We start from the raw sequence: 11778 nt of genomic DNA, 5'->3' as shown, positions 1-11778 counted from the left end.
TGCCGGTTCAGTGTCGACATTCTTACCCCTACCACCGTGAAAGACGACACAACTATACGTTTACCCTTGACATTCCGTTCGTCGTGCAAATCCAGATCGCGTACTATCACCACCTTCGACGATCGCAAAGGAACTGCAGTACTTCACCATACATAGCAGGTCAGGTCATCAGAAGAGGGCAACTGGAACTCGAGGAAACGATGTTGAAACGGGAGGCATGGGCCAGATCTTTCGCGCGAAAGGTCTGCTCCTCAGGCAATATCGTCGCCCTGAAACTCATGCTCGAAGATGAGCCGACGCACTGCTGGCGCTGGATTCGTGAATCCATGCTGTTGTCAGAAGGCTCGTCATCCACGCATCGTCAAGTGCGTATTGACGAGATTAGCGGACTCAGACAGCTCTACTTGAGTGATGGAGATGGCTCGAAGGAAGATCTCTCGAAGCGTCTGAAACGAGACCGCTCCGAGATGCACCAGGCGTTGTGTTGATCGAACGTCGCTGACGCGCTTTCGCGCTGGCGCAATGCACGCGAGATCATTCAACGGGACCTGGAAGCCTGGCAATTTGTTCTTGGTCGTTGGCGAAATCGAACCGAGGTCAAAAAGTGATTGATTTTGGCATTGCCGCCATTTCTGTCCCAACACGGCTGGCGGAAGGCGCGTTCGGGGCGATGGTTGGAACTCCTTCGTATATGGCCTTTGGAGCAATTTAAACACAACGGGCGGGGCTCGACCGCTCGTGCCGATATGTTTGCCACTGGTATATCCTGATGGAATGCCTTACGGGAGCGCAGTATTTGTCGGTCATCACCCTTTTGCGGTGATGGCTAAGATCTCATGGAAGAACCGCCACGTTTGCGCGTGAAGTTCGTCAGGGATTCCTCGCGAACTGGACGCATTCGTTCAACTCATGCTTTCAGGGATCGGAATGCTCGTCCACGTGATGGATCAGCGGTTGCGACTGCATTAAGAAGATATTCGCCAATATCCCGCGCCGGTGGAAATGACGTTGACGGTCCCGCCTCCGGCAGGGTCTCACGAGCGACGAACAACGGATCGTATCGTTGATTTTGATCGGTCGCGAACGTCCCGTAGAGATGGTCCAACGCTGGCGCGTTCGACGTGGGAGAATGAAAAGCCGAAAACTGGATCATTGCAGCGCAAAAAACGGCTGCATTCTGAGGTTTTCTCCCGGATGGATCGGCGCTGGTGACCATTGGGGACAAACGCGCGCACTCCGATCCTGCGACGCAGCTCGCGTCTCGCACTGGCCCTGAAAGCTATGGCGCCGGATCGACCTCTTGCACTTACCACGGGTCGCGGTGAAATCAAAGAAGACTACCCGTTGGAGCAGCCATTGAACGAAGCGGCCAAAGATGGTCGTGGAATGCAACACCAGTGAATTCCTCGGACATGTCTGATGGATGAAACATCCGCCCATCTGCTCGATGGCCGTTTTGATGTTCGTCGCGTAGGTACGGTGTACACGTTGAATGGTGTGCGCCATGCAGGAACTCCGCACGCTCTTGGGCAAACCAACGGCATTCATCGGACGAGACGCGGAGATCCAGACCCTCGAGGACCATTTTCAACAATGTACGGACGACCAAGTGGCCACGGCGATTTTGGTCATGGCCGAGGCGGGTATGGGCAAATCACGCCTCTTGTATGAATTTTTGCATTCGATTCGACGTACATCGGCGGACTTCGACGTATGGACGGTCGTGGTGATCTGTTGGCCGCGGGGTCGCGCGTTCGCGCTCTTAGCACATATGTTACGCGGTGTTTTGATCTGCAGAAGGCGTTCCCATCGAGGTGCAACAACGAAAGATACGCGAGCAGGTGGCCCGACATGTGCCCTCGACCGACGTCGGACGTATTTCAGAAATTCCTTGGTGAATTGGTCGGCGTGCCATTTCCTGATGCGGTAAGTCCGCACCTCCAGGCAGCGCGTCGAGATGCTCGGCTGATGAGCGAACAACTCCGCCGAGCATTCGAGAATTCCTGCATGCCGAAACCGCATCATCCGGTGGTGCTCGTGCTCCGAAGGCCTCCAATGGGAGACTTGCCCACCGTGCGTTTCGTCGACGGAGCGTTACGAATCTGACGGACCAACCATTGCTGGTTTTGGCCCTTGCGCGACCGGAAGTGGAAGAGTTTTTCCACACTTGTGGAGTGAACGCTCGGTCAACGTCGTGCGTTTGCAACCGCTATCTCGAAAAGCGAGTGAAAAAATGGTCGTGCAGGCATTGGGTGACCGGGCAAACTCCACGCTGCTGGCGCGTCTCGTCGCCCGAGCCGAGAAATGCATTTTACCTGGAAGAATTGGTGCGCACGATTGGAGAGCGGACAACGATTGGCAACGAAAGCGACGAGTTGCCAGATACCGTGCTGGCGGTGGTTCAATCTCTCGGCTCGAGGGGCTATCCCCAGAAACTCGACGCTGCTTGCGGGCGGCGAGCGTGTTTGGCGAGGTGTTTTCCGGGGCGGTTTGGCCGAGTTGCTCGGGATGAACACCGAAGCTCAGGCCCCTTCAGACGCTGCTCGAGGAGCTTGTCGAACATGAGTTGATTCAGCGGCAAAGGCAGAGCCGTTTTTCTGGGGCAGGAGCAATTCGTTTTTCGACATGCGCTCATTCGGGAGAGCGCGTACGTGGCGCTCACGGAGAACGATTGCCAGTTGGGTCATCGGCTCGCGGGTCAGTGGCTCGAAGCGGCACGGTGAGTCGGATGCAATGGTGCTCGCGCATCATTTCGAGCGAAGTGATGAACCATCATTGGCGATCGGCGCTTATCGTCGGGCGGCGGAGCATGCGCTCAGGGCGGATGACTTGGATGCCGCGATTGCGCGCGCGGAACGTGGCGTAATTCAGGGAGCTTCCGGAGAGGAACTGGCTGCGCTACGATTGATTCAGGCGGAGGCGCACAACTGGCGGGGTGAGTTGGTCCTGGCGGAACAGCGGGCAATGGAAGCGGTTGGGCTGGTTCGCGGAAGGAACGACAGCGTGGTTTCGCGCATTGCACCAAATCGTGGATGCAGCGGAGCAAGCTTGGCGCCTTTGAACGGATTGAGCATTGGGAACCCGGCGGGCGGGGTGGAGTTCGAGGCAGAAGCGGCGGGTTTCCGCACAACGAGCCTGAGCGTGTGTGCGAATCATTTGGTGTATAGTGGCCGTTATGCCCTTGCAGATGCGGTGATCGCGCATTGACGGACGGCGTAAATCTGGTCGCGCAGCCGCCTCGAGCGTTGGGCATGTATTATCAATTGCGTGCAATTCGAGCCTCGGCGGCAGGGGATCCGTGCGGATTTCGTGACAATCTGGAAGGGCACTCGTCTGTTTTCGAGCAAGCGGGCGATCGTCGGAATAGTTGCGTGACGCGCCAAAATTTGGGATTCGGTTTGTCCGAGCTTGGCGATTACGAAGGAGCCGAGCAGAGGTTGCGGAGTGCTTTGGCGATTGGCGAGCGGATGGGATTGCAGAAGTCGTGGCGTACACGCTTCAGAATTTAGGGCATGTACTTGGGTATCGAGGAGTTTTCGAGGAGGGGCGAAGCATTCAGAAACGGGCCATCGACGCTTTTCGAAAGCAGGAGCAGCCTCGGGGAATGGGTTTGTCGCAGGTGTATCTGGCAGAGCTGGAACTGTCGGCTGGTGACTTGACGGCTGCTGAGCTGGAAGCGCGAGCGGCGATTGAATCGCTCGCGGGAGTGCCGCCATTGCGTGCGGGTGCGTTGGCGGTGCACGCGCGTGTTGTTGCTGCGCGAGGAAAATGCGGCGGAGGCGCTCGGGGTGGCGCGCGAGGCGTATGCGTTGCTCGAATCGCTGGGCACGATTGAAGAGGGCGAGGCGCTGGTGCGGCTCGTGTATGCGGAAGCGTTTCGAGGCGAATGGAGACGCAGAGGGTTTCGCGCGGGTCGTTGCGACGGCGCGTGATCAAGTGCTTGCAAAGGCGGAGCGGATTGGGAGGGCGGAGGGAACGGGAGCGGTTTTTGCAGGATATTGCGCGGACAATGCGCGGACGTTGGAGCTTGCGCGGGCGGTGGCGTGATTACGAAGCTCGTTTGCGGCGTCGGGCGAATGCGACGAAGCCGAGGGCGAGCCATGCAGGAAGTTGGACGGTTTGCTCGTGGTGCGGCAGGAGCAGCCGCCGGTCGGATAAGCTGGGCCGTTTGCCGATGCGCCGGAGCTGGAACTGCTACTGGTCGTCAATTCACTGCCGCCGACGCCATTGCTACTCGACGAACTGCTCGAGGTAGCGCCTGCCTGACCTCCTACGCCGCCGCTGCCCAGGCCTCCTACGCCGCCGCTGCCCGAGCCTCCAGCGCCGCCGCTGCCCGAGCCTCCTACGCCGCCGCTGCCCGAGCCTCCCTACGCCGCCGCTGCCCGAGCCTCCTACGCCGCCGCTACCCGAGGCCTCCTACGCCGCCGCTACCCGAGCCTCCAGCGCCTCCGCTGCCCGAGCCTCCTACGCCGCCGCTACCCGAGCCTCCAGCGCCTCCGCTGCCCGAGCCTCCAGCGCCTCCGCTGCCCGAGCCTCCAGCGCCACTGCTCGTAGCAGATGAACCACTCGAAGCACCAGCTGGTGTACGAATCCCATTTCACACGAGCCACCTGGGCAATCGGTGCCGTCGGGTTTGGCGGGATTCGAGCATTGTCCTGTCGATGGATTGCATACCCCAACGTCATGACAAGCGTCCGTAGCTGTGCACTTCACTGGGTTCGTCCCGACGCATATGCCATTTTGAAGAGTGTCACTTTGTGTGCAAGGGTTTCCATCGTCGCACTTTGCAGTCCGTGTCGCATTCCCACGCGGGAATGTCTGCGGATAGGACACAATTGAGGAATGGATCGCAAATCCATCGCCAATCTTGGGTGTGCAATCCGCGCAGTGTAAATTGATACTGTTGCGCTCATTGAGCGTGCAAACACCATCACCGCACCAGGGTACCTCGACCGGGTAGTAATAGTTGGTCAAGCCATTCCAGCCATTGTGATCCATTTCAGGTTGCCTCGCCCCAGCACCAGGTGCCGTCAACCTTGAGTGCACATGCATGGCCGTCACCGAAGCCACCTGCGCCACGCCGTTTCCGGAGTGTATTCTCGCCAATTTGCACAGGTGTTGTCTGACAACAACCACTAAACTGATCGTTTCCGTTGCCAAGTGCGCCGTGGTCCTGCGCTCCCCAACACCAGAGCGTGCCGTCGGTTTGATCCTTCAGCTGAAGTCGTTGCCCAGCGCGACGTGGGCGACATTGTTGCCAAGCGTGGTTGGTCAGCCTGTAGGGGTTATCCCACCCGTCGTATACCGGCTGACCATGGGAGTTGCTTCCCCAGCACCAGAGTGCCATCGCTTTACGTGCGCAGGCGTGGTCCCGGTACCAACGGCGATCTCGACCATGATGCGCCGAAGCCCCTGTCACTTGTTGTGGAATTGTAACCTTTCAGCCTCCCCAGCACCAGACCGTGCCATCCGTTTTTCGGGCGCAGGTCTGCTCGCCCTGCCTCGACCTGCGCGACGTCGCTTATCTGAGCAAACATGGGAGAGGTCCGATTGGTCGTCGTTGCGTCGCCGAGTTGGCCCGAAGTTGCGGCCCCAACAAAATAGGTATCCATCGATGTTGCTGGCGCAGGTGTGAAACCAGCCAAGCGCGAAATCGGCTAATGGATTGCTGGTGTTAAAGAAGTTAATCCAATCCGGATTACTCTTGCTCACGGTTGTTCCGTTGCCGAGCTGGCCGTAATCGTTGTTGCCCCAGCACCAGAGGCCCCAGCCCGTCTTGTTTGCGCACGAATGCTCTCGCTTTGGATCAAGGCCGATAAAAATCTGCTTCCCGCCGAGTGCAACGTCGACCACACCGGTATCAAAAATCAATTTCCCAGCCTGCACCGGTTGCGGTTGTATCCACCAGTTCGTGTTGATGCCCAGCTGACCGCTGTCGTTGCCACCCCAGCACCAGAGAGTACCATCGCTTTTACGTGCGCAAGTGTGACTACCGCCGACGGCAATCCGGACCGCCATCTTGCAATCGCTCGGGCAATTCTGCAGTTTCATTCCGCGCGCATTGCCATCGCCGCATGTCGATGTGCGACAATCGGCCGGACTGAGTACTTGCGACTCATTGGCACCGCAAATAGCGTCGTTCGTCTCGCACCGAACGGCGCCGGCGATACTTGGGACTGTTGTACCAGGGGTCCCGGCCCCTGAATCCCCAGCGCCAAAAGTGCCGTCCTTGCGCGCATAAGTGAGGTCATACGAAAGTTCGACTTCCATGACATCATTGCTTGGAATGCTGGGCCCAGCCTGTGGGTGTCGGCGAGATTCGTCGTGGTGCCATTGCCAGGCGACCCTGATTGTTTTGCCCCCAGCACCAGAGCGTGCCATCGTTTTTTGTGCACTAACATGCCGCCACCAAGCGCGACCTGTACCACGTCGGTGCCGGTGAACTCGCCCCGCTTGCACGGGCGCACTGCTCGAGGGAAATGGATCCGTTACCCCCTTGGCCGTACGCATTGTCTCCCAGCACCAGAGCGTACGATCGGTTTTGCGGGCACAGCTGTTATCGCCGCCCAGCACGATATCGATCACGTCGGTTCCAGGAAAGGTGATATCGCCGCTGACGGGATTGGGCACGAGTGGATTCTGGATTGGGGCACCGAGCTGCAAATTGAGTTGCTTCCCCAGCACCAGAGGGTGTTGTTACCGCTCAATCTAGCTGATGGCATTCCGCTCGAGCTGCTCGATGGCCATCGCGCCCATGCACGAGGTGCGTCGCGTGCGTGATGGCCATTGTGGTCGTGAGCGCATGGGGACATCGCGATGCCCATCGAGCGCGTGATCGTGCATCGTCACGCATTGTGATGGTCATCAGGCGGAATGACGTCGACGCGTCAGCTGCCCGATGGCAAGCTGGCGCATCAATGGGTCAAGGCACGTCAATGCTCGGCTTGATTCTCACCGACCACATTGGCCATGATGTCGCGCTCGACGCGCTTTTTCTTGTGACGAGCAGCCATTCGAAGGGCAGCCGTCGCAAGCCGATCGACATTGCGAAGGCTCGACCCTGAGGCCTCGTGCAATAACTGGAGCGCTTCGTCGGCAAAGATTTCTCGATCGCAGCCAGCACGCCGCAAGCGCATTCGCACATATTCATGCGTATCGTTTGCAGTCAGCGGCTTTATCGATATGCGTCGCTCGATGCGCGAATACAGCGAGCGGTTCTTGCGCAGTTCGAGCCTGTCGCGCAGTTCGGGCAGTCCGACGAGGATGAGCGACAAGAGCGCTCGGCTGTCCCATTCGTAATTCAAGAGAATGTGCAAATGGTCGAGCGTGTCCTGGTGCAGCATGTGCGCTTCGTCGAGGAGAAAAACCGGGTGAATCCGGTCGCGGCTCAAGCTTTCGATGTGCGTGCTCAGCGCATGGAAAAATGGCCGCGGCGGTCGCGCAAGGCGACAAACCCAATGCGATGCATAGCTGGCGATAGAAATCGCGCCTTCCAAGTGTCGCATTGGGCAGTACGTTAATCGGTAGCCTTCCTGCGGTAAACACGTCCGAATCGCGCGCAGAATGCAGGTCTTTCCTGCACCGGATTCCCCGTCCAAGAGCACTTGCATGGTCGTGGACGGCTTCGCGTATTTCGTCGACCACGATTTGCCTCGACGGCGGCATCCACAAATCGGGGCCAGAATCTCCTTCGTAAAGGCAGGACCGTGAGGCTGAAGAATCGGACCATCGGCTCGTTTTGCTCGTTCATGGGTTCACCTCCTCAAAATATCGCATCTCGTCTTCGGCTTCCAAAGCGCCATGACCGGGTCGAATTCAACGAATCGCGTCGGTTTGTCCTCGTGCGCGTCTGGACGTTGAGCACGCTTTCGGGCGCTGTTTTTGACCGCATCGAGCGGCCGAAGTGGATACCGCTTTCCTTCGTGCTCGACCCACGGCGGCTCGCCCGGCGTCGCGAAGCAATGCGCTACCGTGACGGTTTGGCCGGCCAAATAGCTTTGGTCGAGCTCCCACGAGGTGCCATCGAAAGAAAGCACGCTGTCGTTCGAGACGCGACGCCGATTGCGTATGGTCAAGGCATTGCGCAACGTCGATTCGTCAATCACCTTGGCGTCTCGCGACGCATACACCTTCGCCGGCGTTTTCCGAGTAAACCGCCGTGAGGCGATACACGGTACCGCTTGTCGACGAATGCTTTTAGTCGGGCATTGAGGTCTTCGAGTGACTCCACATTCGTGATGAAGTTCAGGCATCCTTCACGCAACGTCCGCCAGAATCGCTCCATTTGCCGCGCGCTTGCGGATCGTAAGGTTTGGCATGGAGCAACGTAATTTTGAGACGGGCGCACACCGTCTGCAAAATGTCACCGCGGTACGTCGACCCATTGTCGAAATACATCGCATCCGGTAGTCCATGGCGGCGAAATGCATCCACGAGGATGACGAGCATGTCCTCTTCTTTTTCCGTCTTGCGTGCTTCGAGCGCAATGCTATCGCGAGATGCGTCATCCAGCATTCCGTGGATACGGACCGGAGTCGTTTTGCGGCGATTTTGCATGCCATCCAATGGCATACATCGCCATGCCACAATGCACCCGGTTTTTCGGCCTGCCAACGCAATCGCGTCGTGGGCCCACCGTTTTCTTCGCTGCGCGCCGAGGCAAACCTGCAGCTTCATAAAGGCGTCGCAATGTGGGCTCCGAGATCTTTCCCGCTTCGAGGTCGACCTTCGTTGACGAGTGTGTCAATGATGAGCGACACCGAGGCGCCCGGATGTTCGCGTCGAATATCGAGCAACAGCTCGCGCTCTTCATTCGATAATTCTTGTGCGTAGCCAGAGTCGCTGCGCCGTGCAGGGCGCAATCCATCAATCCTTTGGCGCGATACGCGTAAAGCCAGCGTTCGAGCGTCGGCACGGAAAACGTGCGTGTACTCTTGCATCCGGTGGGCGAAACCGTTGTTCGCTCAATTCCGCAACTCGTGGACGAGCTGCCCGCGAGCGAGTTCTCGATGCATGACCGGGCCGATCACCGAGGCGCGGAAAATCGCCACGGCTTCGTTATGGTCCGTAGGTGCAATGCTCATTTGATCAGGTGCCTTTCTCCGCTGCGTAAGCGGTGGCACCCTCATAAGCGATCGTTTGACCTTGCGATATGGATCCTCTGAGGTGGGCCGCTGTTTTTCTCGGTTCGGTGGTTTGTCCCCATCATGCAACGTGCGCGGCACCGATGAATGCGCGGTGTTCGAGCGGTAAAACGCGCGTTTGCGCATCGGCGTTTGCGGCAAGGGCTGCGGCGGCCGTTGCTGCGACGTCTCGCAAACTCGAGCCTACTGGTGGGTGTGGTACATCGACAAACAGTTTGCCATGGGCGACATCCTTGGCCCAGCGGCGCAGCGTTGCCCAGCCGATGACGGAATCTCCCATGATTTTGGCTGGGTTGACACGTTCGCGTACGGCCTTTGCGGACAGTTTCACATGGCCCCACAGGGCCAGCGCCAAGGCCATTGCGGAGGCGATGTAAAGGCGTTTGGCGCGGACTTCGCGTGGCACGACGATGGGCACGGCCTTGCAGGCCGTACAGAGGTACCGTCGTACGGAGATGACGATCGTGGCGGGTGGCGCATGAGGCGTGCGCGGGCCGCGCACCTGCCGCTCGCGGAGGCCATGGCCGTGAATCACGATTGGCGCGCCAACCGGACAGCTTGGCGCGCCACACTTCGGGCAGCGTGCAGGCCGCGCTTCGTCGACGGTCGGTGTGCGTTCAATCCAGCTCTTGATATCGATGTGGCTTTGGATTATGGTTACGCCGCTTCGAGTCTTGTCGTTTGGACTCACGGGTTCGGAGCACGACGAGGAGGGCGTGTTTGGCTTGACAAGGCCTCCTCGTCGCCTTTTTGGCTAGCCCTACGCTGATGCCCCGTCCTCCATGTTCCAGGACGTACTCGAACCGTGATGTCAAGAAAACTTTTGATGTCCTTTGGGTTTCCCCAGCTCTCCACAGGCCCCACAAGTTTTCAGTCTCCCCCTGGACCCCCTCGATCCACCGGAAGCGTAGTGAGTTGCCGATCTTACTGGAGTCGCCGTTACGACGACGACATTTGAAGAGCTTCCACGGAGAGAAAAGAAGTCACGCTGCGCAATGGCCTCTTGCCAAGACTGATGGCGTCTCCATCAAGCTGCTTGATTGAAAATGAGGCGGGAGGCATTGCTGAAAGGGAGCGGTAACAGGTGTTATTGGTTTTTCGGGCACACGTATGATAAGAACCAAGGGCGACTTGAGCGACTTCGTTATCGAGTGTCCCGGCACCAATTTGCACTGGCAATAACACATTCCCGGTACCTCCGTTGCCAATCTGGCCGCTCTCGTTAGCTCCCCAGCACCAGAGTGTGCCATCTGTTTCACGAGCACAAGTGTGCCTGAAGCCAGCTTCCACTTCCTGCACATTTTGTAATCCGAGCAATACGGCATCCGAGCTGTGAATCGTGGTGCCGTCGCCAAGCTCTCCAAACTGATTGACTCCCCAGCAATAAACCGTTTGCGACGAGGTTCGTGCACACGCGTGAAACGCACCGGTGGCGATTTCCTAGCACCCCCGAAGTGGGTTTCCATCACTTGTCTTAATTTGTTTGGCATGGCCATACAGTGGATCGTAGTTGTTATCGTTCCAGCACCAGACGGTACCGTCAGTCTTCACCGTACACGTGGATTCAAATCCGGTGTCAAATCGTCCCACACAACAATTCTGTCCCGGTTGACGCGTAATGTACGTCGGGCAGCGTCGCGCCACCAGTGTCCCCCCAAATTCACGCCTACCTTCGCCGTCGTCCCCACATCGAACGTACTGCATTGATTCGGCGCCGATACCGGCGAAAGCTGCGGCAAACCCCAATCCGTTGCCCAATCGCAATTCGCCTCATACCACGGCGCCACCTGCATATCGATCAGTACGTCGTTCTGGAACGTGCCCGTCGAAGCCAAATCCGGCACGTTGTACCCGGGTTCGCATTGGTTCAGCTCATTCGCATCGAAGGATTTTCCGCCAGTTTGGTCCGCGTTGTTGTACACGCTGATGGCCACGCCCGATCGATCCGTCGACGTCTTGAGACCCACCGCGGCGATGTAATCCAGCTCCCTCAACGTCCCATCGGCATGGTAATCGGGCGGGTTCAGGTTCCACGCATTGTTCGACGTAAATCCCGTAGGCACGCCACCCGGTTCGGCCTTCTCGAGTAGCGCTCCGATGTGGTTGTGAACAAACTCCCAATGCGTCGACCACGAATTCGGCCCCCATACCAGTTGCCTGGCGAAGAACGATCGCCGCGACAAACTCGCAATGGTATCGCCCGTCGGATGCGCCGGATCCGGAATGCGCTTGACCGCGTATCCTACGACACCACCGGCCAAGCGACCCTTGCCGCAAAGCCACTTCGGGCCCACGGGGAGCGACGTCTCGTCATACGCCTTGATGCAAAATATCGGAAATACGTACTGAACAACGGCGGCGATCCATCCGGGTTTTCCGTGCGTACCTCGGGCCCCGTCACCGGATGGAGCAAAATCGGACGAATCACCTTGTCGCCGCAAGCGATCGAATAGCTCGCAAACAATTCATAATCGACATTTGTCTCGGCATTGCCATCACCATCGAAATCCTCCGGAATGACGACACTCGCCACCGGACATGTCGTCACATCCGCATTGCCACAATCTTGGTACAGCCGCTCGTGCACGCCGTTCATCGTGATCGAATTTCGGCGGCACCAAGTTTACATCGATCC

16 protein-coding genes and 1 pseudogene are annotated in these 11778 nt (G+C 58.2%); 6 read left to right on the top strand and 11 right to left on the bottom strand.

Annotated elements, in window-relative coordinates:
* Positions 1 to 200 precede the first annotated feature (200 nt).
* The 6 genes from IPM54_21215 to IPM54_21190 all read left to right on the top strand — a co-directional run bounded on the left by IPM54_21215 (position 201) and on the right by IPM54_21190 (position 4047).
* On the top strand, positions 201 to 488 hold the full coding sequence (locus IPM54_21215; protein ID MBK9262312.1) for a hypothetical protein: 288 nt from the start codon (positions 201 to 203) through the stop codon (positions 486 to 488).
* A 1016-nt stretch (positions 489 to 1504) separates the two neighbouring features.
* Positions 1505 to 1930 carry an ATP-binding protein gene (locus IPM54_21210; GenBank protein MBK9262311.1) on the top strand — a complete coding sequence of 142 codons (426 nt, stop codon included), beginning with the start codon at positions 1505 to 1507 and terminating at the stop codon, positions 1928 to 1930.
* The gene (locus tag IPM54_21205) at positions 1852 to 2106 is read left to right on the top strand and encodes a hypothetical protein (GenBank protein ID MBK9262310.1); all 255 of its coding nucleotides are present in this window, start codon (positions 1852 to 1854) and stop codon (positions 2104 to 2106) included. Before IPM54_21210 ends, IPM54_21205 begins: the two co-directional genes overlap by 79 nt.
* A gap of 627 nt (positions 2107 to 2733) precedes the next feature.
* The gene (locus tag IPM54_21200; protein MBK9262309.1) at positions 2734 to 3207 is read left to right on the top strand and encodes a hypothetical protein; all 474 of its coding nucleotides are present in this window, start codon (positions 2734 to 2736) and stop codon (positions 3205 to 3207) included.
* A 160-nt stretch (positions 3208 to 3367) separates the two neighbouring features.
* Positions 3368 to 3835, top strand: a complete 468-nt coding sequence (locus IPM54_21195; GenBank protein ID MBK9262308.1) for a hypothetical protein — start codon at positions 3368 to 3370, stop codon at positions 3833 to 3835.
* A gap of 29 nt (positions 3836 to 3864) precedes the next feature.
* On the top strand, positions 3865 to 4047 hold the full coding sequence (locus IPM54_21190) for a hypothetical protein (GenBank protein MBK9262307.1): 183 nt from the start codon (positions 3865 to 3867) through the stop codon (positions 4045 to 4047).
* 417 nt (positions 4048 to 4464) lie between these two features.
* Here IPM54_21190 and IPM54_21185 read toward each other — a convergent pair whose 3' ends face one another.
* From IPM54_21185 to IPM54_21135, 11 genes and pseudogenes are all read right to left on the bottom strand, one after another.
* Positions 4465 to 4713 carry a hypothetical protein gene (locus IPM54_21185; GenBank protein ID MBK9262306.1) on the bottom strand — a complete coding sequence of 83 codons (249 nt, stop codon included), beginning with the start codon at positions 4711 to 4713 and terminating at the stop codon, positions 4465 to 4467.
* A 286-nt stretch (positions 4714 to 4999) separates the two neighbouring features.
* Positions 5000 to 5347 (bottom strand): hypothetical protein, encoded by a 348-nt coding sequence (locus IPM54_21180; GenBank protein ID MBK9262305.1) that lies wholly within the window; start codon positions 5345 to 5347, stop codon positions 5000 to 5002.
* A gap of 68 nt (positions 5348 to 5415) precedes the next feature.
* Entirely contained in the window at positions 5416 to 6051 is a 636-nt protein-coding gene (locus tag IPM54_21175; protein MBK9262304.1) for a hypothetical protein, read from the bottom strand.
* Between the two features lie 881 nt (positions 6052 to 6932).
* Positions 6933 to 7610 (bottom strand): AAA family ATPase, encoded by a 678-nt coding sequence (locus IPM54_21170; GenBank protein MBK9262303.1) that lies wholly within the window; start codon positions 7608 to 7610, stop codon positions 6933 to 6935.
* 144 nt (positions 7611 to 7754) lie between these two features.
* On the bottom strand, positions 7755 to 8105 hold the full coding sequence (locus IPM54_21165; protein ID MBK9262302.1) for a hypothetical protein: 351 nt from the start codon (positions 8103 to 8105) through the stop codon (positions 7755 to 7757).
* Between the two features lie 139 nt (positions 8106 to 8244).
* Positions 8245 to 8556, bottom strand: a complete 312-nt coding sequence (locus tag IPM54_21160) for a transposase family protein (protein ID MBK9262301.1) — start codon at positions 8554 to 8556, stop codon at positions 8245 to 8247.
* A gap of 648 nt (positions 8557 to 9204) precedes the next feature.
* On the bottom strand, positions 9205 to 9834 hold the full coding sequence (locus IPM54_21155) for a transposase family protein (GenBank protein MBK9262300.1): 630 nt from the start codon (positions 9832 to 9834) through the stop codon (positions 9205 to 9207).
* A 248-nt stretch (positions 9835 to 10082) separates the two neighbouring features.
* Positions 10083 to 10460: a hypothetical protein gene (locus tag IPM54_21150; protein MBK9262299.1), complete on the bottom strand. Its 378-nt coding sequence runs from the start codon at positions 10458 to 10460 to the stop codon at positions 10083 to 10085.
* A gap of 42 nt (positions 10461 to 10502) precedes the next feature.
* Positions 10503 to 10580, bottom strand: a pseudogene (locus IPM54_21145) (hypothetical protein).
* Positions 10581 to 10690: 110 nt separating this feature from the next.
* Positions 10691 to 11437 (bottom strand): hypothetical protein, encoded by a 747-nt coding sequence (locus IPM54_21140; GenBank protein ID MBK9262298.1) that lies wholly within the window; start codon positions 11435 to 11437, stop codon positions 10691 to 10693.
* Entirely contained in the window at positions 11386 to 11739 is a 354-nt protein-coding gene (locus IPM54_21135) for a hypothetical protein (GenBank protein MBK9262297.1), read from the bottom strand. Before IPM54_21135 ends, IPM54_21140 begins: the two co-directional genes overlap by 52 nt.
* Positions 11740 to 11778 lie beyond the last annotated feature (39 nt).

This window comes from Polyangiaceae bacterium, assembly GCA_016715885.1.
GTDB lineage: Bacteria > Myxococcota_A > Polyangia > Polyangiales > Polyangiaceae > Polyangium.
The sequence above is the reverse complement of the archived record's forward strand: the minus strand, read 5'-3'. Positions and strand labels throughout refer to the sequence as shown.

Excerpts from the sequence above, each read along its gene's own strand:
- IPM54_21215 (MBK9262312.1), top strand. The coding sequence starts at position 201 with ATGTTGAAACGGGAGGCATGGGCCAGATCTTTCGCGCGAAAGGTCTGC.
- IPM54_21210 (MBK9262311.1), top strand. The coding sequence starts at position 1,505 with ATGCAGGAACTCCGCACGCTCTTGGGCAAACCAACGGCATTCATCGGA.
- IPM54_21205 (MBK9262310.1), top strand. The coding sequence starts at position 1,852 with ATGTGCCCTCGACCGACGTCGGACGTATTTCAGAAATTCCTTGGTGAA.
- IPM54_21200 (MBK9262309.1), top strand. The coding sequence starts at position 2,734 with ATGGTGCTCGCGCATCATTTCGAGCGAAGTGATGAACCATCATTGGCG.
- IPM54_21190 (MBK9262307.1), top strand. The coding sequence starts at position 3,865 with ATGCGGAAGCGTTTCGAGGCGAATGGAGACGCAGAGGGTTTCGCGCGG.
- IPM54_21180 (MBK9262305.1), bottom strand. The coding sequence starts at position 5,347 with ATGGCACTCTGGTGCTGGGGAAGCAACTCCCATGGTCAGCCGGTATAC.
- IPM54_21175 (MBK9262304.1), bottom strand. The coding sequence starts at position 6,051 with ATGAAACTGCAGAATTGCCCGAGCGATTGCAAGATGGCGGTCCGGATT.
- IPM54_21170 (MBK9262303.1), bottom strand. The coding sequence starts at position 7,610 with ATGCAAGTGCTCTTGGACGGGGAATCCGGTGCAGGAAAGACCTGCATT.
- IPM54_21160 (MBK9262301.1), bottom strand. The coding sequence starts at position 8,556 with ATGCAAAATCGCCGCAAAACGACTCCGGTCCGTATCCACGGAATGCTG.
- IPM54_21135 (MBK9262297.1), bottom strand. The coding sequence starts at position 11,739 with ATGAACGGCGTGCACGAGCGGCTGTACCAAGATTGTGGCAATGCGGAT.